Source organism: Bacillus sp. NPDC077411 (assembly GCF_044543425.1).
Classification (GTDB): Bacteria; Bacillota; Bacilli; order Bacillales; family Bacillaceae_G; genus Bacillus_A; species Bacillus_A bruguierae.
Window position 1 is genome coordinate 23,128 of record NZ_JBITWA010000028.1, and the last position, 21,703, is coordinate 44,830.

Sequence of the window (21,703 nt, forward strand, 5' to 3'; positions counted from 1 at the left end):
AATACGGAGACGTGTATTTTTGGGGGTACTTGCTAGTATTGCTATCGTTGTCTTACTATTACCAACAAGGCTTGGTCCAGTAATTGATAAATATAATCCATTTTATCAAACGAAAGCGTATTACACAGTCGTAAAAGGTATTGGTCAACATATTGGAGATGGCTGGTATGAATATGAGTTCGTTGGATACGATAAAGATGGACGGGAACAGAAGATTACAAAAACGGTTCAGAAAATGTTAAAACAAAATGAACCGTTAGAAATCATTGCAAAAGGGCGTTATGCTGAGAGATTAGTTGAAATAGATAAAGAAGATATTCCGTTAAATGCGAGAGGAAAGCTTTTAACAATACGATAAAAAGAAAGACTTCTATCATTGTTTAATGGAAGTTTTACCTTATTACAATATTGTAAGGTACCTGTAATGTAATTCGATAGTTGTGATAGCGAGTATTATCTATAATAAAAATAGAAAGAATGAAATACATCTTTCTGTCTGAATCAATAATGTGATGAAAAGGATTAACAACCAACTATATGTAAGTCTCATCTCAAAAGGGATGGGACTATTTTTCTACCTTACAAAAATGTAAGGTTTACGTAAGCAAATTCAATGGCTCTTTTGTCATATTTCCCTCATAATGAAAATAGATATAAAAGTTAGGGAGATTGTAGAAGGGAGACGAGTGAAATGCAAAAAGAAGAAGTAGTTAAGGTTCCGTTAGTAGAGTGTTTTAGCTACTTTGGTGTTGCGATTGTATGTATTGGGATTTTTGATATAATCACAAACTTAATTGTTTAATAAATAGATGAAACAAGAAGGCGAGCCTTCTTGTTTTTTATTTTATATACATTTTAGAAAGTTGTACTATATAAATACAAGTTAAAAAAGCGACATACCCCCTTTTTTCTTTTGAGGCGGGCGAGAGCATCTGGCTATGCATAGAAGTGGTCAGGGCCTTTTTCTTTCACATACAAGGGGAGAAAGAAAGTAGCGGTCATGTTGTATTCTGCATAGCAGCGATTTCTATGTTAAAAAATTAAAATGAGTTTATATACAATGCCAGGAAGAGGTGATAGAAATGAAATGGATTGATAGTCATATACATTTGGATCAATATAAAAAAGAAGAGCAATTACAATTAATTGAAGATATACAGAAGACGAAGGAAATAGTGGCAATAATTGCTGTGTCGATGAATGATCATTCTTGTCAGCAAACATTGGAACTAGCAAAGAACTATCCATTTATATATCCAGCTCTCGGATATCATCCTGAGCAAGAAGTTGATTTCATACAATGCGAAAAAATTTGTGAATTAATTGAAAAAGAAGCACATCGTATTGCGGCGATTGGGGAAGTTGGTTTACCTTACTATTTACGTCAAGAAAATCCAAAGTTGTTGCTAGAGCCATATATTGAAATGCTGGAAAGATTTGTATATATGGCTCGAAAATATAATTTGCCAATTATATTACACGCTGTTTATGATGACGCGGAAGTTGTTTGTGATTTACTTGAATCTTATCGAATACGCCGAGCTCACTTTCATTGGTTTAAGGGAAGTCAACGAACGATGGAGAGAATGATCGAGAATGAGTATTATATTTCGGTTACTCCTGACATTGTATATAAAGAAAAAATTAAAGATATTGTTGCTTTTTATCCGTTATCACATCTTATGGTCGAAACGGATGGACCGTGGAAATTTAATGATGAAATGACGCATCCGCATATGATTTTGCAAGTATTAAAGAGTGTGAGTGAAGTAAAAGGACTAGTCCTTGAAGATACAGCGGAAACTATTTATAAAAATACAGTTCAATTTTATAATCTATAATATATATAAGTTGAAAGAACGACATAAAAACCCTCTTTCTTTTGAGGTGGGCGAGAGCATCTGGCCGTGCATAGAAGCGGGCAGGGCCTTTTTCTACCACATGCAGAGTTTAAAACAAAGGGAGAAAGCAAGTAGTGGTCATGTTGTATTCTGCATAGCAGAGCTAGACAAAGATGTCGAAAAATTAGAATGGATATATATAATAGAAGATGGTTTAAATTAGTTTCAATGATTGATAGAGAAATATTACATTTTTATATTTGTTTCGTATCTTCTGCATCACAAAATCAGATTTAAGAAGGATGTCGGTTCTGGATATTCTTGGTATGATAGATAATGAAGCAGTTGTATATACGTAATGCTGAAAGGGGACAAATTTCAGCGGAAGAAGAGGGAATATACATGAAGAAATTCTTTGTAGGATTCTTAGTAGTTTTAGGAGTATATATGTTTTTTCGAGGCGAATCAGAAGGTATGGAAAAACCTGTAAAACAAACGAGTTACGTTAATTCAGAAGAAGCAAAACAGGCGAAACAAATTATTAGTGAAGAGGCTAAGAAATATGATCTTCCAGAATGGATACCTCTTACAATTGCTGAGCATGAGAGCCGATTTAATCCAAAAGCAGTTGGAGATCATGGGACATCGTTTGGGTTGTTTCAATTGCATCGCGGTGGTGGACTTGCTCCTGAGCATGTAACAGATGAGGAGTTAAAAGACCCGCACAAAAATGCTGAAATTGCTATGCCACATTTGGCAAAAGGATATAAAAGAGGTATGGAGAAAGGGTTAACAGAACTTGAGTTACTTAAATATGTAGCGAACACATCTGGTTGGCCGGGTAATCTCGGAACAGAGTGGACTGATAAAAATATGAAATATAATATTGGACTAGAGAATGTGTATCATAAAAATAAAGGTGTTATGAAAGAGTAGGCCCGGAGATGACCTACTCTATTTTTCTGTAAAATATGTCTCTAGCTGTTCTTTTACTGCTTGTAATTGCGTAGAAACTTGAGGAATGTTGTATCCGACGTATAGTGGTGAAACGACAAACCGAGGAACAATTTTACATATCATTTTTCCCTCTAAGTTATAAAAGAACATATTATAACTATTACAACGTTTATGAAAATCGTGTAATACGTAGCGTACTGTTTTTTGAATATAATCGGCCATCAAATCAATTTGAGTTGTATTTTCTGTTATAATGTTAAACTCTGTAAAACCGATAATTGGACGAGTAGAAATATTCAGTTCAATTCCGTGTTTTTTGCTTACAATGATTCCTTTGAAATGTTCTGTTTTTATATTTTGTCGATAGTCGACTTGTTCCATACCAATAATTTGCATATGTGCATGGTGGATTGTTCCCCCTGATAAAGGTCCATGATTTTTATATAAAATAACAGATTGGAATTTTCCGCTTTCTTCTAATGATAACCAGTGCCCAACTGAGAATCGGATAAGTTTTCGCATATGCTTTTGTGTATAGGTTGCAATATGATCATGACAGTTATCGGTTTCGATAATGACCGTTTGTAATGTATTTTGTAATGTTGGATATTTATTTTTTAGCCAAATGATTGCTTCATCCGTTTCTAAAATATCGTTTAGTTGTGCTTGATCGCAAAATGGGCAAGCTGTTTCTTTATTTTGCATGCTGTTTGGTTTTTGTTGTCCAATCTGATTTAAAAAGTATAGTTGTTGTTGTGTCTCCATTTCTCTTCCCCCGTATCTGTCGAATTCCGATTGGTATATATTCGTGAAAAGTCGATCTAAATCCTTTCTGGTAAAATTAGGAGATGATTAAAAGGAGTAACTAGTGTATGGGAGAACAATAAAATGTATTGTTTTGAGACATAGGGTCTATTACAAGTACATCAAAGAGGATATTTGTAATTAGAAGCTTTTTGAAAGGATTTTCATTGCTCGTTACTTATTGTGATAAAAATTGCCTTGCGGTGGAATAAAATAAAGACGAGATATCCTGATTACTTCAAGGTATCTCGTCTTTATTTTTTCGTTAATAGTGTTGCTGTTTCTCTTTTATTATTCAAATGATGTAAGATAACAACGCTACTTACAAGTATTATCATGGCTTTCTTCATATTTGTCCCCTTTTTATAAATTGTTCATTTCATCAACGATTGGTTTTGCATCAATTAAAATCTGAATAACAGTTTTTACGATATCCATCATTTCCGATTCCTCCTTTTTACATGTTGTTCAATTCTTGTACCACAGCTTTACCATTCACCAATACTTCTAAGATTGCTTTTACCATATTCATCATCTTATTTGTCTCCTTTTGTCTGCCGCTTGTTTATACTCTTATTGTATCGGGAAGCTTGTTTTGTAACTATCGATTTCCATTACGGCAATATAACAGTTTTGTAAGGATCATTGTTATTTAATGAAAGGTTTCTTTTGGCTGTGTAACAGATGTCTTTTATGTATGAATATGTCTATTTACATTATTTTCAGAAAAATGACTATCCAAACGTGTTTTAGGAGAGTATAATGAAAAGGTAAGTATAAAATTCCGTACGAAAGAGGTGAAAGAGATGAATCGTTCTATAGTTATGCGCACGCAATTTTTAGATTTTATCTACATTTGTCGTGCGATTTTTCATCGTGTAGTTGCTAACGGGATACGTATGCCCTTTTTTAGCAATTTCATAATAACTATTGAACGATAGAGGTCTCTTCACCCATTTTATAGAAACGTGTGAAAAGGGAACTATGGTAGTTCCCTTTTCTATTTTGAAATAAAAGCCGTGGGTAAGGTTCTTTACTCATGGCTTTTTTACGTTGAAAGGAGTACGGAAAAGATGATGATTTGTAGTGTAAACAATATAGCGAAGACGTTTGGTGGAAATATCATATTTGAAAATATATCATTTGAAATAAAGAAAGGCGAACGTATTGGTTTAGTTGGCCGAAATGGCAGCGGGAAAACAACAATTTTTCAACTGTTAATAGGAATTGAACATGTGGATGGCGGTGCGATTCATATGAAGAAAGGTACACAGATTGGTCATGTTGCTCAAATTCCGAGGTTTGCGGAAGAAATGACTGTATATGATGTATTACGTTCTGCATTTGTGAAAGAGCAAGCATTAGAAAGAAAGATGCGTGAGCTTGAACAGAAGATGGCCATAAATGTTACGGAAAAAATAATGACGGAGTACGGAGAAATACAGGAGCAGTTTTCGTTTTTAGGCGGTTATGAAATAGAAGCGAATATGATGAAAGTGGCCAATGGACTGCAAGTGACGGAATTATTTTCACGCGATTTTAGGGAGCTAAGCGGCGGTGAACAGACGAAAGTGAGTCTTGCATACATGCTTCTTAAAAAGCCGGACTTATTGCTCCTAGACGAACCGACAAACCATTTAGATTTATTCGCAGTGGAATGGCTTGAGCAATTTTTAAAGGAATATGACGGGACAGTTGTTGTAATCTCACATGATCGGTATTTCTTAGATGAAGTCGTAACGAAGATTTTTGATTTAGAAGATGGGGAATTACATGTATATCATACGAACTATTCACAGTTTGTAAAGGAGAAAGAAGAAAGATTATTACAAGAGTTTCAAGCGTATCAAGAGCAACAAAAGAAAATAAAGAAAATGAAGGAAGCTATTAAAAGGCTTAGAGAATGGGCTAATCAAGCAAATCCGCCAAACGAGGGATTGCATAAACGTGCCCGCAATATGGAACGTGCCCTAGAGCGAATGGAGAAATTGAAGAAACCCGTTTTAGAGCATAAGCAAATGGGTCTTCAGTTTGAAGGACAAGAACGAAGCGGGAAAGACGTTGTGATCATGAAAGAAGTGGGAAAGAATTTTGATGATCGTGCTTTATTTCAAAATGTAGAATTACATGTTCGGTTTCAAGAGCGCGTTGCAATCGTTGGACGGAACGGTACAGGAAAGACAACGTTATTGAAATTATTATTACAAGAGATGAGTCCAGATATAGGTGAAATTCGCATTGGTAGCGGAGTAAAGCTCGGTTATTTGTCTCAACATGTGCAAGTGAACAGTAAACAAACGGTATTAGAAATGTTTAGGGAGCAGGTAGCAGTAACAGAAGGCGAAGCACGTCATATACTTGCCCGCTTTCTATTCTACGGACCAGCTGTATTTAAAAAGGTGAATCAATTAAGCGGGGGCGAACGAATGCGTTTACGATTAGCGCAGCTCATGTATCAAGATATTAATTTTCTTGTACTTGATGAACCGACAAATCACCTTGATATTGAATCGAGAGAAGTTTTGGAAGAAGCGCTTGAACAGTATAATGGAACGATTTTAGCGGTTTCTCATGACCGTTATTTCTTAAATAAATTGTTTGCGAAAACGTATTGGATGGATAATCAAACAGCGTATGGATTTGCTGGGAATTATGCTTGGGCACGTGAAAAGTGGCAAGAAAAAAGGGAAACAGAACAACGAAGCGTTACGAAAAAGGAACGAGTAGCAGCTGTGCCAAAGCCTATAAATAAGGAGATTATCAACCTAGAAGAGCAGCTTATGTATGTCGAGCAAAGTATATACGAGTTAGATTGTAAAATGGCTAAAACGAAAAATGTTGCAGAGCTGGAGAAGCTGCATCATGAAAAAGAACAAAAAGAGTTGGTAAGAACAAAATTATATGAGGATTTAGAGAATAATATAGATATGTAGAACTAAAAAGCTGGTGTATACCAGCTTTTTAAATTGTGTGTATGTATTTTATTTATAAATCTATTTAAGTTTCCGCTTTGTTGTTATATTACACGTGACCTGCTTAATGTTTAGAGGTTGATTCTTTTTTTGTAGAAAATAACCACATGAAAAATTCATGAAATACCACTAAAAATAATGACTGTATAATATTCTCAATCCATTTAAATTGATTATAATTGTTATAATCAAATAAAACGAGAATAATATATAGGGGAATCAATAAAATTAAAGGTCTTTTAAGTTTTTGATTCATAAGTATCATTCTCCTTTGCATATTAACCACAATGTTAACATAAAACACTTTTAATTTCTATATATTGGAATTTTATTGTAGCATTTCTGTTCGTTGTATTTAGTGCTCTTACTGGAGGGTTAATTAAAAAATTAACATTAGCTCGCCAAACTGTAGATGAACAGTATGAAAAATTGACTTCATCACATGAAGCGCTTCAAGAAGCGCATGAGCAATTGCAGCTATATGCAAAAGAGGTGGAAGAATTAACGGCAGTTAAAGAACGAAATGAAATTGCGCGTGAAATGAAACTCTCTTGCTTGGATGGAAAGGTACACATATTCATTTCTGATGATGGAGCAGGTGTAAATGAAGTGCATCCCGGTTTTGGACTAATCAAATTGAAAAAAAGAAAGCAGAATTTACAGCTTGGCACGCTGAATTCTGCTTTCTTTTTCTTGTGCTTCCGTTGGCCTAAGTGAAATGATAATCGCAATCCCGAACATGAAGATACACACTGAAAAGAGGACGAACGTCGGGAAGAACGGGAATAAGAGTAATGCTCCTAATATGACGAGCATTAAACAAATATAGTTCAAGACATGTAGGAATAACTTGTCCATGTTTTCTCCCCTTTATTAAGAATCTGCTATTATCGTATGCTCGTTTTACAAAAAATAGAATAGATTTTCAAGTATTTAAGTGTCGTTGTTTATATAAATGCAAATTAAAAAACGAAATAAAATTCCTTTTCTTTTTAGAGGGGGCGAGAACATCTGGCCGTGCATAGAAACGGTCGGGGCCTTTTCCTACCACATGCAAGATTGAAAACAAAAGGAGAAAACAAGTGCAGGTCATGTAGTATTCTGCATAGTAGCGACTTATATGTTGAAAAATCAAAATGTATATACTTGTAAGAAAGAAGTACCGAAAGTTCTATCGATGTACAGAAAACAAAAAGAAGATAGCCGTACTATACAGAGTAGGTGGCTACCTTCTTTTCTATTTTTTATTATCCTTGTATTGTTTTAGGTAAAATATGTTGCTGGATAGCATAAGCTACACCATTTTCATCATTTGTCGCTGTTACGATATCACAGAGCTGTTTGACATCGTTTTCTGCATTTCCCATTGCAATCGACAAACCAGCTACTTCTAACATCGGTACATCATTAAAGTTATCTCCAATGGCAATTGTATCTTGTAAAGGGATATGAAAGTATTTTGCCATTTCTTGCAATCCGTTTCCTTTATGCCCGTGTTTGTCCATAATTTCCAAGTTTGTTGGAGCAGATGCTGTCACCATTACTGCTGCATCTTTTTCTAATGATTGTAGTAATTGTGTACGATTATCTTTATTGAATGTAAGGATAAAGAATTTAGAAATTTCAATAGTTGAATCAGATATTACATCTTCGATACTTTGGAATGTTGTAATTAAGTTAGCCTTTAGCTGTTTTTCAGTAATTCGCTCAATTTCTTCAATTGTAATGTCAAGAGACTCTTTGTTTAGTTGAAAGGATTTCGTAACTTGTTCTTTCCAATTATATGGTGCATACACACCCTTGTTTGTATAGAGTTTATACGGAAACCCCTCCACTTCGAGCTGCTTGGCAATTTCATATACTTTATCTTTTTTTAAAGTACGTGAGTGAATGACCTTTCCATCAGCGTATACTACTGCTCCATTACTAGCCCCAAGTGGAAGGGATAATTGGTATTGCTCAAGTAGTTTTAAAATATCTTCTTTAGCTCTACCAGAACAAATCATAACAATGTGTCCTGCTTCTTCAGCATTTCGTATTGCTTCTAAATTTTTATTGGAGATTTCTAGATTGGATGATAACAGTGTGCCATCCATATCAAGTGCGATTAATTTCAAAGTGACCACCTCTTTGTTTCCATCATACTATATAAATACAAATTTAAAAATCGGCATAAAAACCCTCTTTCTTTTTAGGCAAGCGAGAGCATCGGGCTATGCATAGAAACCGTCAGAGCCTTTTCTTGCCACATGCAAGGTTTAAAACAAAAGAAGCAAGTGAGTAGCAATCATGTAGTATTCTGCATAATAGCGACTTATATGACAAAACTATTACACATATATTAGAAAATAATAGTATTAAAGATTCCTAAAAAAATTTGTAATAAATTCATAGAGCTATTGCTTAAATAAAATAGTTATGTTACATTAATGTTACAAACGTTACAGTTAATGTTTCAATGTAACGTTAAGATAAAAACTTTAAATAAATTATTTCTTGAAGATGACATAAATTCTAATTACATATAAATACTTATAAAAAAGGAGAATGAGAGCAATGGAAAATAAAGAAGTATTACAACTAACAAAAATGGATTTACTAGGATCAGCAGGAGCAGCAGCGACATTAACGGCATTCATCGTATTTCTATCAAGTGTTTTAGTTTAATTTATAAAAACAGAACGGAATATATACATCTTATAAAAGGAGAATGAGAACAATGGAAAACAAAGAAGTATTACAACTAACAAAAACGGACTTATTAGGATCAGCAGGAGCAGCAGCGGTATTAACAGCATTCATCGTATTTCTATCAAGTGTTTTAGTTTAATTTATAGCAATTTTGTATAGGAAATAGAGCGGAAAACTATTGCAAAATGCACATTACATATAGAAATCTATTAAAAGGAGAATGAGGATAATGGAAAACAAAGAAGTATTACAATTAACCAAAACGGACTTATTAGGATCAGCAGGAGTAGCAATGGGTTTAACAGCACTAATTATGTTTCTATCAAGTGCTTTAGTATAATTTAAATAGATAAATTTGAACGTGAAAGACAAGAGGGACTTCGAAAAACGAAGTTCCTTTTTTTATTGGGATATTATATAAATGCAAATTAAAAAAATGACATAAAACCCTCCCTCTTTTTAGGTGGACGAGAGCATCTGGCCATGCATAGAAGCGGTCAGGGCTTATGCACGGTTTAAGATAAAGGGAGAAAGCAAGTGTAATTCACGTTTTGCTTTACATAGCAGCGATTTATATGCTGAAAAATCAAAATGGATTGATATAGTAAGGGAAGTTTTACTTCGTGTAGCATAAATAGAAAAAAGTCGAATTTTCTATGTGAGAAAAAGGAAGGTATTTGACGGAAAAAATAGAAAATTTAAAATTGATAAAATAGTTTTTGTTACAATTTGTTTTTTTTACTCACATTTGGAAGCGTTTACGGTTTTGGGAGAAGGTATTGGAAATTTATATTATAGGGGGATGAGGAAGTTATGAAACAAAAGTCTATGGATACTTTAGCGGCACAGATGGAGGATTTTTTCCCAGTACGTGATGTTGATCATTTAGAATTTTATGTTGGTAATGCAAAACAAACGAGTTATTACCTTGCGAGGGCATTTGGATTCAGCATAGCTGCATATTCTGGTTTAGAAACAGGAAATCGAGATAAAGTATCTTACGTACTTGTACAGAAAAATATGCGTTTTGTTGTGTCGGGTGCTTTAAATACGAATAGCCGCATTGCCGAGTTTGTAAAACAGCACGGTGATGGTGTAAAAGATGTGGCACTTCTAGTAGAAGATGTAGAGAAAGCATATGCAGAAGCTGTAAAGCGTGGTGCCGTTGCAATTGCTCCGCCAGAAGAGCTGTCTGATGAACATGGAACGCTTAAAAAAGCGGTCATTGGCACATATGGTGATACGATTCATACACTTGTAGAACGCAAAAACTATAAAGGTGTGTTTATGCCAGGATATGAACCACTTGAATCTATTGTTCCATTTGAAGAAACAGGTTTAGTTGCTGTTGATCATGTTGTTGGAAATGTGGAAAAAATGGAAGAATGGGTAAGTTATTATGAAAATGTAATGGGCTTTAAGCAAATGATTCATTTTGACGATGATGATATTAGTACAGAGTATTCTGCGTTAATGTCGAAAGTAATGACGAATGGAAGCCGTATTAAGTTTCCGATCAATGAACCAGCAGAAGGGAAAAGAAAATCACAAATTCAGGAGTATTTAGAGTTCTATAACGGAGCAGGTGTACAACACCTCGCGTTATTAACGAATGATATTGTGAAAACTGTTTCTGCGCTTCGTGCAAATGGCGTCGAATTTTTAGATACGCCAGATACGTATTACGAAGAGTTAACAGCACGTGTTGGTCAAATTGATGAAGAGATTGAAAAATTAAAAGAGCTAAAAATTCTTGTGGATCGTGATGATGAAGGATACTTATTACAAATTTTCACGAAGCCAATTGTAGATCGTCCAACTTTATTTATTGAGATTATTCAGCGTAAAGGATCAAGAGGGTTTGGTGAAGGTAATTTTAAAGCATTATTCGAATCGATTGAAAGAGAACAGGCGCGTCGCGGAAATCTGTAAAGTAAAAATTCTACTGCCTGTTAGAGCGGGATAATGGTTAGGAGGGATGCTCCTTCCTCCCGCGCTTTACTTTTTAAGCGAGGAGAGAAAATGATGAAGTTTATTACATTTCGTCTTCCTTCACAAGAAATGCGAGCTGGCTGGCTTGAAGGTGACAAAGTTATTGATATGCATATGGCAAGCCATGGGGCACTTCCGTCCACAATGATTTCTTTTTTAGAGAAATCTGATGAATATATGAAAATCATTAGTAAGATTGGTACGCCAGAAAGAGGGATTTATCATATTACGGATGTAGAGCTTTGTGCACCTTTACCAAACCCGGGAAGTATCCGTGATTTTTATGCGTTTGAACAGCATGTAAAGACAGCACGGGGCCGCCGCGGTTTGGAGATTGTTCCAGAGTGGTATGATATTCCTGTTTTCTATTTTACGAATCATCGAGCTGTTATCGGACCGGAAGAAGCTATTGTTTGTCCAGGCGCAACGAAGAAACTTGACTATGAATTAGAGATTGCTTGTGTCATTAGCAAAGAAGGTAAAAATATTTCACGCGAGCAAGCGCATGAATATATTTTCGGATATTGTATTATGAATGATTGGAGCGCTAGAGATTTACAAGCGCATGAAATGAAGGTCGGACTTGGACCGGCAAAAGGAAAGGATTTTGCTACATCGCTTGGACCGTATATTGTGACGAAAGATGAGTTAGACGCGTATCGAAATGAAGATCGTTACAATTTAGAAATGACAGCTCATATTAATGGTGAACAATGGTCCAAGGGTAATTTTCAAGATATTTATTATACGTTTGCTGAAATGATTGAACGAGCATCTCAAGGTGTTACGTTATATCCAGGAGATGTACTTGGTTCTGGTACAGTTGGAAGCGGCTGTATTTTAGAACTTGGAACAGAGAGATGGCTGAAAGCTGGCGATGTGGTAGAGTTGAAAATTACTAGTTTGGGAACATTGCGTAATACGGTAAAAGCAGAAAAGGAAGCGGGGGATGAGCATGTATTATCGTCGCATGGGGGAACTTCCTCGTAAACGACATGTACAGTTTCGTAAACAAGACGGAACGCTTTATCGTGAGCAAGTTATGGGGACGAAAGGTTTTTCTGGTACGCAATCTATTTTGTATCATCACTACATGCCAACAGAAGTTGGGCATGCTTCTTTAGTACGATCTTGCCAGGTGCAGTATGAAGAAGACGTGGCGTTAGCACATCGTCATTTTCGGACGAAAGAATATAGAAAAATAGGAGATGCCGTGAACGGAAGGAATTTTCTATTAGGAAATGAAGATCTATTAATTGGGGTTGTAAACCCAACGGAAAAAATGGACTATTTTTATCGCAATGGTGATGGAGATGAAATGCTATTTGTTCATTATGGATCTGGAAAAATTGAGACAATGTTCGGTACGATTCATTACCGAAAAGGAGATTATATTATAATTCCAATCGGTACGATTTACCGTGTAATCCCTGAAGCGGGAGAATCGAAATTTCTCGTTGTTGAAGCGAATAGTCAAATTACAACGCCGCGTAATTACCGAAATGAGTACGGACAATTGTTAGAGCATAGTCCGTTTTGTGAACGTGATATTCGTGGTCCAGAGACGTTGGAAACGTATGATGAAAAAGGTGAATTTGTTGTGATGACAAAATCTAGAGGATACATGCATAAGCATGTTTTGCAGCATCATCCTTTAGATGTTGTTGGTTGGGATGGACATTTATATCCATGGGTATTTAATATTGAGGATTTTGAGCCAATTACAGGACGCATTCATCAGCCACCGCCAGTACACCAAACATTTGAGGGACATAACTTTGTCGTTTGCTCATTCGTTCCGCGTCTATATGACTATCATCCAGAAGCAATTCCGGCACCATATTATCATAGTAATGTAAATAGTGATGAGGTGCTCTATTATGTAGAAGGCAATTTTATGAGCAGAAAAGGCGTGGAGGAAGGGTCTATTACGCTTCATCCAAGCGGGATTCCACATGGACCCCATCCTGGGAAAACAGAAGCTAGTCTTGGTAAAAAAGAAACAATCGAACTAGCGGTTATGATTGATACATTTCGTCCACTACGCGTTATAAAAGATGCGCATGATATGGAAGATGAGCAATACATGTATAGCTGGCTAGAACAAGGCACATATACCGTATAAGGTGAATGACTATGATGTATGAAGAACAACAAGCGCACTCATTTGATGAGTGTGCCTGTTGTCATAAAGGAATCGACTTATATAAAATACCAAAAATATTTGTAAAATGATATATAAATATAAAAATATAAACTGTTTTTATGATTTTTATTTCATTTTAATTATTAATACCATAACGCACCACACTACCTTGGATCATTCAAAATAGTGGTGGAAGGACAAAGTTTCCATTAAGTTATTGACGAAAAAAGGTGAAATAAGTAAAATGAATGTAAATATTAAAATTTTCAGAAAATTATAAATGTTGAGGTGCTGAGTATGAAGCAAATCTTTCAAAAAAAGCCGATTACACAACTGTTGCAAGAGGGAAGTCAAAAGAAATTAGATCGAACATTAGGAGCGTTAGATTTAACGATGTTAGGGGTAGGGGCAATTGTTGGGACAGGTATTTTCGTCTTGACTGGGGTAGTTGCTGCGAAACATTCTGGACCTGCTATTATTTTATCTTTTGCATTAGCCGCGCTAGCTTGTGCCTTTGCTGCCTTTTGCTATGCAGAATTTGCTTCTAGCGTACCGGTATCTGGTAGTGTATATACGTATACATACGCAACGATGGGAGAAGTGTTTGCCTTTTTAATTGGATGGGATTTAATGCTTGAGTACTTATTAGCAACATCAGCTGTTGCTAATGGATGGTCCGCATATTTTCAGTCTTTATTAAAGGGGTTTGGAATTCAAATTCCAACAATTTTAGCGTCTGCTCCTGGGGCAGGAAAAGGTGGAATTATTGATTTACCAGCTGTTTGTATTATTTTAATTATGACGATCCTTCTATCACGAGGTGTTCGTGAAAGTGCCCGCGTAAATAATATTATGGTATTTATTAAATTAACCGTTGTACTATTGTTTATCTTTGCTGGGTTTAAGTATGTAAAACCAGAAAACTGGACACCATTTATGCCGTTTGGTTTTGATGGCGTAATGGTAGGTGCAGCGACAGTATTCTTTGCTTTTATTGGTTTTGATGCTGTTTCAACAGCGGCGGAAGAAGTAAAACGTCCGCAGCGTGATTTACCAATTGGTATTATAGCGTCGTTATTAATTTGTACTGTTTTGTACATTGCTGTTTCGCTTATTTTGACAGGTATTGTACCGTATGGACAATTAAATATATCAGATCCAGTAGCATTTGCACTTCAATTTATTGGACAAGATGGTTTAGCAGGCATTATTTCAGTAGGTGCTATTACAGGGATTACAACTGTTATGTTAGTTATGATGTATGGTCAAGTCCGAGTGTCGTATGCAATGAGTCGTGACGGTTTATTACCGAATCGTTTTGCGAAAGTACATCCGAAGTTTAAAACACCGTTTTTAAATACATGGATAACAGGGATTGTAGCAGCGCTTATTTCAGGACTTGTTGACTTAAGTGTGTTAGCTCACCTTGTAAATATCGGAACTCTATCTGCGTTCGCACTTGTAGCAGTTGCGGTTATTGTAATGCGCAAAACACATCCGGATTTACCTCGTGCATTTAAAGCGCCGCTTGTGCCAGTTTTACCAGCATTAACAGTGATTTTCTGTTTATATTTAATGCTTCAATTACCGGCAATTACATGGAAAAGCTTTGGGATTTGGATGGTAATTGGAATAGCGGTCTATTTCTTATATAGTAGAAAAAATAGTGCGTTACACAAAGAAGCAGATAATAAAAACACCGTGAATTTATAAAGTGAAACTTCCATCAGTGGGGGGCTTTATCCCCCGCTGATGGTTAGCCCTCACCAATCGGGCTCTTACGGGCAGTTATCTCCCACCTAGCTTCTTTGCTTTCTTTCAATCTTGAGGTGGTGGGAGTCTTACTGCCCGTTAGTGCGGGATAAAGTTGAAAGCCGTTCGTAGAAAAAGAACGGCTTTTTATTTTTGAAAATTTACATTTTTCTAAAAGTGATATAAGATGAAAATTGGTTTCTAAAGTAAAATTTTAGGTGTTTTCTGGTTAAAAGTAATGAGAGAAAAGGAGGGGGAATATGAAGAAAACATGGCAAGAATTAAAGCAGATGGATCGTAATGTTTGGATTCGATTTATTGGAGAAACGTTAAATGGAATTGCAATGATGATGTTAATGCCATTTTTTGCATTATATTTAAAAGATAAAGTAGATTCACTGCTACAAGTGGGAATTATTATGGCGCTGTCTCCAATTGCGGCAAGTTTTGGTTCTCTTATAGGTGGCCGAATTGCCGATGTTTATGGAAGAAAGCCAATTATGATATTTTCAATGGCTAGCAATGCGATTTTAATGCTGGGGTTCTTATTTATAGATGGATTTATACCATATGCTATTCTATCCGTTTGTTTAGGACTTAGTAATTCGTTGTTCCATCCAGCAGCTTCTGCGATGGTAGCTGATGTAACAGAACCTGAAAAGCGAACAGAAGCATACGGTTTGCTGCGAATGGGGCATAATATCGGAGCGGCAATTGGGCCGATTCTAGGTGCTTCAGTTGCATTGCTTTCTAAAACGGTTATTTTTATGATTGCGTCATCTTCTATGCTATTTTATGCATTACTCGTTTTACTACTTATTCAAGAGACAATGCCAAAAGGTGCAATAACACAAATGAATAAGGAAGGAGAAACGAAACAATCTGTATGGAAAGTTGTGTTTCAGGATAAAATTTTACTCATTTATTTGTTAACAGGAATTGTTATTTCGATGGGATTTTCGCAAACAGAAGGCATGCTTCCTCTTCATTTTGATAATGAAATGAAAGAGATATTTGGAATGAATAATCCGTATCCTTATTTAATGGCCATGAATGGACTTTTGGTGGTTTTGTTTCAATTTCAAATTTCGAAATGGGCGACAGATAAACCGGTAGGAAAAACGATGCTATATGGTGCTTGGTTATTTGGCATCGGTCTTCTTGCGATTGGATGGCTTCCGAAATGGTTTGGTGAAATGGGAACAAATGCTACTGTAGTTCTAATTACGCTATTAATTGTATATGCGATTTATACATTAGGAGAAATGGTTATGTCTCCTGTCCAAATGACGTTTGTAGCAAATTTAGCACCTGAGCACCTGCGAGGTACATATATGGGAGCGGCTAGCTTACAATGGATTACGGGTAATGCGTTTGGTCCGCTACTTGGAGGTGTTTTACTTGATCGTTTGTTGGGTCATATGTTATTTACAATTTTAGGAATCGGGTGTGTGATAGCAGGACTTGTTTACATATCATTAGACCGACTTGTAGAGCAAAAACAAAAAGATAACATGGTAAAGCAAACGTCATAAAGTGAAACTTTAATCAGTGTGGGTATTACTGCCCGCGAATAGCGGGATAAAGTTTTCATTATACACAAATAGGTTCTTTTTCTCATATTATTAGGTACATAACTAGAAAAATTGTTACGACGACGTGGCTATCTCACTATTTGTGTTCAGTTTCGCTTTTTACGAAAATAGGAACTATCTATTTTCGTAAAAAGTGCTACAATAGAAAAATGAAAACAAACGATTAGGGTGATTTCATTATGAAAATTAAATTAGGTTTATTATATGGTGGGAAATCAGCAGAGCATCAAGTTTCTTTACAAACAGCTTTTGCTGTTAGTAAAGCGTTAGATCAAGAAAAATTTGAGGTTCATCCAATTTATATTACTGAACAAGGACAATGGATTCGCGGCGAGCGTATTGAAGGTGAAGTAAAGAACGTTCAAGCGTTACAATTGAACGGAGAAGAGAACGCAATTTCTCCTATATCATTAAGTTCAGAGATTATCCCGATGTCAGCTTCTGATAAAGGGAATACAATTGATGTAATCTTCCCGTTATTACATGGACCAAATGGTGAAGATGGAACAGTGCAAGGTTTGTTAGAACTTATGAATATTCCATATGTAGGGAACGGTGTATTAGCATCGGCTGCAGGTATGGATAAAGTTATTATGAAAAATATTTTTGCAGAAGCGGACTTACCGCAAGCAAAATATGTTTCGTTCATTCGCAGTGCTTGGGAGAAAAATCGCACAGCGGCGTATGAAAAAATTGAAGAAACATTAGGCTATCCATGTTTCGTGAAGCCAGCAAATCTTGGCTCGAGCGTTGGAATTAATAAATGTAAAGATCGTGCTGAGTTAGAGAGTGCATTTGAAGAAGCGTTCCAATTCGATCGTAAAATCATCGTAGAAGAGAATATTGTTGGTCGTGAAGTGGAAATTGGTGTATTAGGAAATGATGAACCGAAATGTTCGGTTGTAGGTGAAATTGTAGCTAAAAAAGAATTCTATGATTATAAATCAAAATACATTGATGGCGATACGGCGATGGTTATTCCTGCTGAAATTACGGAAGCGGAATATGAGAAGATTAAAGAGTATGCGATTCGTGCATTTCAATCTTTAGATGGTGCGGGATTAACGCGAGCAGATTTCTTCTTAACGAAAGATGGTGATGTATTTATTAATGAAGTAAATACAATGCCAGGATTCACGCCATTTAGTATGTTCCCTCTATTATGGGAAAATACAGGATTGGCGTATCCAGAGCTTATTCAAGAATTAGTGCGCTTAGCGATTGAACGTCATGAAGAAAAACAAAAAATTAAATATACAATCTAACAAGAAAGGAGAAGCACTATTCAAATGAATAGTGTTTCTTCCTTGTAAGGAGTGTTTTTTATATGATACAACGAACAGCGAAGCAAGTTGAGCAAATGGTATGTGGAACTAGTTTAGCGGAGCAGTGGAATGATATAGCGATAAAAGGTGTTTCCATTGATACAAGAAAGATTGAACAAGGAAATTTATATGTTCCGATTCAAGGAGAACGTTTTGATGGTCATACTTTTGCGAGGAAAGCGATAGAAAATGGTGCTGTTGCAACGCTATGGAAAAAAGGTGTAGCCAACCCGCCAGAAAATGTACCAGTTATTTTTGTGGAAGATACACTACAAGCATTGCAGACATTAGCGAAAAACTATCGTGATCAATTAAATGTGAAAGTAGTTGGTGTAACAGGGAGTAACGGAAAAACATCAACGAAAGATATTGTGACAAGCTTACTTGGAGCAAAATTTAAAGTGCAAAAAACAGAAGGGAATTTCAATAACCATATCGGACTTCCGTTGACAATTTTAAATTTAGAAGAAGATACAGAAATAGCTGTATTAGAGATGGGAATGTCGAGCCGTGGTGAAATTGAATTTTTGTCAAAGCTTGCTCGTCCTGATGCAGCGATTATCACAAATATTGGAGAAGCACATTTAATGGATTTGGGCTCTCGTGATGGAATTGCAGAAGCGAAGTTAGAAATTGTGACAGGTTTACAAGATAATGGTGTATTTGTTTATAACGGAGATGAGCCGTTGTTAACTACACGTGTACCAGGCATGAATTTATCAGCAAAGACAATTACATTCGGTGATGCAAGAGCGAATGATTACTACCCAGTATCTGTAAAGTTGGAAGCGACAGGTACACAATTTAAAATGAATCAAGCGCAGGATGTAGTGTTTTATTTGCCCGTTCTTGGGAAACATAATGTATATAACGCATTAGCATCAATGGCGGTCGCTGAGTTCTTTGGCGTAACGTGGGAAGAAATGAAACAAGGTTTAGTGAATTTGAAAATGACAGGCATGCGTATGGAAGTTGTAAAAACGGATGCAGGGTTAACAATTATTAATGATGCATATAACGCGAGTCCGACAGCGATGGAAGCGGCGTTCCATTTAATGAGTGAATTAAATGGATTTTCCAAAAAAATTCTCGTGCTTGGCGATATGTTGGAGCTTGGTGACCAAGAAGTACAATTTCATTATGAAGTTGGAAAATTAATTGATCCGGCCCGTATTGCATATGTATTTACGTACGGTACGTTAGGGGCGCAAATGGCAGAAGGTGCAAAAATTAATTTTTCTAATGAACGCGTGAAGGCTTACGATAATAAAGAAGAACTTGTTAAAGATTTAAAAGAAGTCGTTGATGTGAAAGACGTTATATTAGTAAAAGCATCTCGTGGAATGAAATTAGAAGAAATTATCACGATGATAAAGTGAAACTTCCATCAGTGAGGGGTTTCTTTGTTGCTCTGCATATGGTCTGTTCTATTACTTGGTTACTGCCCGTTAATACGTAATAAAAAGAAACGCTTACAACACGGAGAGTGAAAAGCTAGAATAAAGATGGAAAAGTCCATATGTAAAATTAGGGAAGAGTTGGGTTTGCTTTTTACCCATACAAAACTTATAATTGATAGGGTGTAATAACGTTGTAGAGTATTTTTGTGATAAATGTAGGCCCGTTTATATATGTGAACATAAGGGAAAGGGCATTTTCCGCAAACACGGAAAATGTCTTTTTTGAATGGATAGTTAGGATAATTACTCCTGCCATTTGAAAGTTATAATTGTTTGAAGTTGGGGTTTTACTGCCCAAGAATAGCGGGATAAATTTGTCTCGGGACTACTTTTGTCTAGCTTTACGTTTGGATGTTTGAAGTACGCATACTTGTTACATTCATTTTTCAAAAGCTAGTTTTATTATAATTGTCAGGCAACCTTGCGCTGATGACGCATTTTGTCTGAAGAAGACTTAGCCCAACCTTACTTGGATATCCTGTAAATATGAGAAGAAGGAATAATCTGGGCTATTTTAGATAGAAAAGGAGAAGTAAAATTGACAACATTTCGAGAGTTAGGATTAAGCAGTTCTTTGTTACAGTCTGTTGAAAACATGGGGTTTGAAGAGGCAACACCAATTCAGGCAGAAACAATTCCAGTAGCCTTACAAGGTTTGGACATCATTGGTCAGGCTCAAACAGGTACAGGAAAAACAGCTGCATTTGGATTACCACTATTAGAAAAAGTAAATACACGTCAAGATACAGTTCAAGGTATCGTTATCGCGCCAACTCGTGAGTTAGCAATTCAAGTAGGTGAAGAGCTATACAAAATTGGTCAGCATAAGCGTGTGCGCATTTTACCAATCTATGGCGGTCAAGATATTAACCGTCAAATTCGCGCGTTGAAAAAAGGTCCACACATCATTGTGGGTACGCCAGGACGTATTTTAGATCATATTAAACGTAAAACACTTCGTCTGCAAAACGTAGAGACAGTTGTTCTTGATGAAGCAGATGAAATGTTAAATATGGGCTTCATTGAAGATATTGAAGCGATTTTAACAGATGTTCCTGAAACACACCAAACATTATTATTCTCAGCAACAATGCCAGATCCAATCCGTCGCATTGCTGAACGCTTCATGAGTGAGCCTAAACATATTAAGGTTAAAGCTAAAGAAGTAACAATGCCAAACATTCAGCAGTTCTATTTAGAAGTGCAAGAGAAAAAGAAATTTGACGTATTAACACGTTTATTAGATATTCAATCTCCAGAGCTTGCAATCGTGTTCGGTCGTACAAAGCGTCGTGTTGATGAATTATCAGAAGCATTAAACTTACGTGGCTATGCAGCAGAAGGAATTCATGGTGATTTAACACAAGCGAAGCGTCTTTCTGTATTACGTAAATTTAAAGAAGGTTCAATTGAAGTTCTTGTTGCGACAGATGTAGCAGCGCGCGGTCTTGATATTTCAGGTGTAACGCACGTATATAACTTTGATATTCCACAAGACCCTGAATCGTACGTACACCGCATTGGTCGTACAGGTCGTGCAGGTAAAACGGGTCTTGCAATGCTATTTGTAACACCACGTGAAACGGGCCAATTAAAGAATATTGAGCGTACAACAAAACGTAAAATAGATCGTATGAACCCGCCGACATTAGATGAAGCTTTAGAAGGCCAACAACGTTTAATCGCTGAAAAGCTTCAAAGCATTATTGAAAGTGAAAACTTATCATACTACAAACGTATTGCAGAAGAGCTGTTAGAAGAGCATGATTCTGTAGCGGTTGTAGCAGGTGCTTTAAAAATGATGACAAAAGAGCCAGATGCAACGCCAGTTTCTTTAACATCAGAGCCGCCAGTAGTTTCAAAAGATCGTTCTAGAAAGAGAAACGGAAACGGAAACGGAAGAGGTGGTTATCGTGATGGTAACCGCGAAGGCAATCGTAATCGTGAAGGCGGCCGTAACCGTGATGGCAACCGCAATCGTGGCGGTCGTAAAGGAGAAGGTCAAGGACGCGAAGGGCGTGAAGGGCGTTCTGGAGCTCCTAGAGGACGCGGTGGCGAAAGAAAGCATCAAAGCCGTAAACCACAATCTAACTAAATATATAGAAAAGAGGCAGCCTTTTTCGAAAGGCTGTCTTTTTTGTTTCTTCATTTGGACATACTACATAGAA

Annotated in this window: 20 protein-coding genes and 1 pseudogene; 18 read left to right on the forward strand and 3 right to left on the reverse strand. The window is 36.3% G+C overall.

The window, feature by feature from the left end:
- Position 1: 1 nt before the first annotated feature.
- The 4 genes from ACIGHG_RS23105 to ACIGHG_RS23120 all read left to right on the forward strand — a co-directional run bounded on the left by ACIGHG_RS23105 (position 2) and on the right by ACIGHG_RS23120 (position 2,777).
- A complete protein-coding gene (locus tag ACIGHG_RS23105) occupies positions 2-358 on the forward strand; it encodes a YxeA family protein (RefSeq protein ID WP_396550750.1) in 357 nt (118 codons plus the stop codon).
- Positions 359-1,082: 724 nt separating this feature from the next.
- On the forward strand, positions 1,083-1,841 hold the full coding sequence (locus ACIGHG_RS23110; protein ID WP_396550730.1) for a TatD family hydrolase: 759 nt from the start codon (positions 1,083-1,085) through the stop codon (positions 1,839-1,841).
- Between the two features lie 10 nt (positions 1,842-1,851).
- Positions 1,852-2,064 carry a hypothetical protein gene (locus tag ACIGHG_RS23115; RefSeq protein WP_396550732.1) on the forward strand — a complete coding sequence of 71 codons (213 nt, stop codon included), beginning with the start codon at positions 1,852-1,854 and terminating at the stop codon, positions 2,062-2,064.
- Between the two features lie 179 nt (positions 2,065-2,243).
- Complete coding sequence (locus ACIGHG_RS23120; RefSeq protein ID WP_396550752.1) at positions 2,244-2,777, forward strand: transglycosylase SLT domain-containing protein; 534 nt, start codon at positions 2,244-2,246, stop codon at positions 2,775-2,777.
- A gap of 18 nt (positions 2,778-2,795) precedes the next feature.
- Here ACIGHG_RS23120 and ACIGHG_RS23125 read toward each other — a convergent pair whose 3' ends face one another.
- Entirely contained in the window at positions 2,796-3,563 is a 768-nt protein-coding gene (locus ACIGHG_RS23125; protein WP_396550734.1) for a DUF4931 domain-containing protein, read from the reverse strand.
- Positions 3,564-4,408: 845 nt separating this feature from the next.
- Here ACIGHG_RS23125 and ACIGHG_RS23130 point away from each other — a divergent pair.
- From ACIGHG_RS23130 to ACIGHG_RS23140, 3 genes and pseudogenes are all read left to right on the forward strand, one after another.
- The gene (locus ACIGHG_RS23130) at positions 4,409-4,543 is read left to right on the forward strand and encodes an RAxF-45 family protein (RefSeq protein ID WP_090917231.1); all 135 of its coding nucleotides are present in this window, start codon (positions 4,409-4,411) and stop codon (positions 4,541-4,543) included.
- A 132-nt stretch (positions 4,544-4,675) separates the two neighbouring features.
- Positions 4,676-6,535: a ribosomal protection-like ABC-F family protein gene (abc-f, locus tag ACIGHG_RS23135; protein WP_396550736.1), complete on the forward strand. Its 1,860-nt coding sequence runs from the start codon at positions 4,676-4,678 to the stop codon at positions 6,533-6,535.
- A gap of 384 nt (positions 6,536-6,919) precedes the next feature.
- Positions 6,920-7,117: pseudogene (locus tag ACIGHG_RS23140) on the forward strand (sensor histidine kinase); the annotation flags it as partial.
- Positions 7,118-7,231: 114 nt separating this feature from the next.
- Here ACIGHG_RS23140 and ACIGHG_RS23145 read toward each other — a convergent pair.
- Together ACIGHG_RS23145 and ACIGHG_RS23150 are read right to left on the reverse strand one after the other, a co-directional pair.
- Complete coding sequence (locus ACIGHG_RS23145) at positions 7,232-7,432, reverse strand: hypothetical protein (RefSeq protein ID WP_090917236.1); 201 nt, start codon at positions 7,430-7,432, stop codon at positions 7,232-7,234.
- Between the two features lie 389 nt (positions 7,433-7,821).
- On the reverse strand, positions 7,822-8,691 hold the full coding sequence (locus ACIGHG_RS23150; RefSeq protein ID WP_396550738.1) for a Cof-type HAD-IIB family hydrolase: 870 nt from the start codon (positions 8,689-8,691) through the stop codon (positions 7,822-7,824).
- A 439-nt stretch (positions 8,692-9,130) separates the two neighbouring features.
- Here ACIGHG_RS23150 and ACIGHG_RS23155 point away from each other — a divergent pair, with 439 nt between their 5' ends.
- The 11 genes from ACIGHG_RS23155 to cshA all read left to right on the forward strand — a co-directional run bounded on the left by ACIGHG_RS23155 (position 9,131) and on the right by cshA (position 21,630).
- Positions 9,131-9,241: a DUF3948 family protein gene (locus ACIGHG_RS23155; RefSeq protein ID WP_090917237.1), complete on the forward strand. Its 111-nt coding sequence runs from the start codon at positions 9,131-9,133 to the stop codon at positions 9,239-9,241.
- Between the two features lie 43 nt (positions 9,242-9,284).
- Complete coding sequence (locus tag ACIGHG_RS23160) at positions 9,285-9,404, forward strand: DUF3948 family protein (protein ID WP_090917239.1); 120 nt, start codon at positions 9,285-9,287, stop codon at positions 9,402-9,404.
- An 81-nt stretch (positions 9,405-9,485) separates the two neighbouring features.
- Positions 9,486-9,605 carry a DUF3948 family protein gene (locus ACIGHG_RS23165; protein ID WP_098916066.1) on the forward strand — a complete coding sequence of 40 codons (120 nt, stop codon included), beginning with the start codon at positions 9,486-9,488 and terminating at the stop codon, positions 9,603-9,605.
- A 473-nt stretch (positions 9,606-10,078) separates the two neighbouring features.
- Positions 10,079-11,197: a 4-hydroxyphenylpyruvate dioxygenase gene (gene hppD / locus ACIGHG_RS23170; protein ID WP_396550741.1), complete on the forward strand. Its 1,119-nt coding sequence runs from the start codon at positions 10,079-10,081 to the stop codon at positions 11,195-11,197.
- Positions 11,198-11,290: 93 nt separating this feature from the next.
- Positions 11,291-12,247, forward strand: a complete 957-nt coding sequence (locus tag ACIGHG_RS23175) for a fumarylacetoacetate hydrolase family protein (protein ID WP_396550754.1) — start codon at positions 11,291-11,293, stop codon at positions 12,245-12,247.
- Positions 12,213-13,382, forward strand: coding sequence for a homogentisate 1,2-dioxygenase (locus ACIGHG_RS23180; protein ID WP_336473918.1), 1,170 nt, complete (start codon positions 12,213-12,215; stop codon positions 13,380-13,382). The genes ACIGHG_RS23175 and ACIGHG_RS23180 overlap by 35 nt, the downstream gene beginning before the upstream one ends.
- 318 nt (positions 13,383-13,700) lie before the next feature.
- Entirely contained in the window at positions 13,701-15,116 is a 1,416-nt protein-coding gene (bcaP, locus tag ACIGHG_RS23185; protein ID WP_336473919.1) for a branched-chain amino acid transporter BcaP, read from the forward strand.
- A gap of 299 nt (positions 15,117-15,415) precedes the next feature.
- Positions 15,416-16,690 carry an MDR family MFS transporter gene (locus ACIGHG_RS23190; RefSeq protein ID WP_336473920.1) on the forward strand — a complete coding sequence of 425 codons (1,275 nt, stop codon included), beginning with the start codon at positions 15,416-15,418 and terminating at the stop codon, positions 16,688-16,690.
- Positions 16,691-16,926: 236 nt separating this feature from the next.
- Complete coding sequence (locus tag ACIGHG_RS23195; protein WP_336473935.1) at positions 16,927-18,015, forward strand: D-alanine--D-alanine ligase; 1,089 nt, start codon at positions 16,927-16,929, stop codon at positions 18,013-18,015.
- 62 nt (positions 18,016-18,077) lie between these two features.
- Positions 18,078-19,454: a UDP-N-acetylmuramoyl-tripeptide--D-alanyl-D-alanine ligase gene (locus ACIGHG_RS23200; protein WP_336473921.1), complete on the forward strand. Its 1,377-nt coding sequence runs from the start codon at positions 18,078-18,080 to the stop codon at positions 19,452-19,454.
- Positions 19,455-20,073: 619 nt separating this feature from the next.
- A complete protein-coding gene (gene cshA / locus ACIGHG_RS23205; RefSeq protein ID WP_090917257.1) occupies positions 20,074-21,630 on the forward strand; it encodes a degradosome RNA helicase CshA in 1,557 nt (518 codons plus the stop codon).
- Positions 21,631-21,703: the final 73 nt, after the last annotated feature.

Coding starts and splice junctions, on each gene's coding strand:
- ACIGHG_RS23165 (WP_098916066.1), top strand. CDS start 9,486: ATGAGGATAATGGAAAACAAAGAAGTATTACAATTAACCAAAACGGAC.
- ACIGHG_RS23155 (WP_090917237.1), top strand. CDS start 9,131: ATGGAAAATAAAGAAGTATTACAACTAACAAAAATGGATTTACTAGGA.
- ACIGHG_RS23200 (WP_336473921.1), top strand. CDS start 18,078: ATGATACAACGAACAGCGAAGCAAGTTGAGCAAATGGTATGTGGAACT.
- ACIGHG_RS23175 (WP_396550754.1), top strand. CDS start 11,291: ATGAAGTTTATTACATTTCGTCTTCCTTCACAAGAAATGCGAGCTGGC.
- hppD (WP_396550741.1), top strand. CDS start 10,079: ATGAAACAAAAGTCTATGGATACTTTAGCGGCACAGATGGAGGATTTT.
- ACIGHG_RS23130 (WP_090917231.1), top strand. CDS start 4,409: ATGAATCGTTCTATAGTTATGCGCACGCAATTTTTAGATTTTATCTAC.
- bcaP (WP_336473919.1), top strand. CDS start 13,701: ATGAAGCAAATCTTTCAAAAAAAGCCGATTACACAACTGTTGCAAGAG.
- ACIGHG_RS23125 (WP_396550734.1), bottom strand. CDS start 3,563: ATGGAGACACAACAACAACTATACTTTTTAAATCAGATTGGACAACAA.
- ACIGHG_RS23110 (WP_396550730.1), top strand. CDS start 1,083: ATGAAATGGATTGATAGTCATATACATTTGGATCAATATAAAAAAGAA.
- ACIGHG_RS23190 (WP_336473920.1), top strand. CDS start 15,416: ATGAAGAAAACATGGCAAGAATTAAAGCAGATGGATCGTAATGTTTGG.
- ACIGHG_RS23160 (WP_090917239.1), top strand. CDS start 9,285: ATGAGAACAATGGAAAACAAAGAAGTATTACAACTAACAAAAACGGAC.
- ACIGHG_RS23180 (WP_336473918.1), top strand. CDS start 12,213: ATGTATTATCGTCGCATGGGGGAACTTCCTCGTAAACGACATGTACAG.
- ACIGHG_RS23145 (WP_090917236.1), bottom strand. CDS start 7,432: ATGGACAAGTTATTCCTACATGTCTTGAACTATATTTGTTTAATGCTC.
- abc-f (WP_396550736.1), top strand. CDS start 4,676: ATGATGATTTGTAGTGTAAACAATATAGCGAAGACGTTTGGTGGAAAT.
- ACIGHG_RS23120 (WP_396550752.1), top strand. CDS start 2,244: ATGAAGAAATTCTTTGTAGGATTCTTAGTAGTTTTAGGAGTATATATG.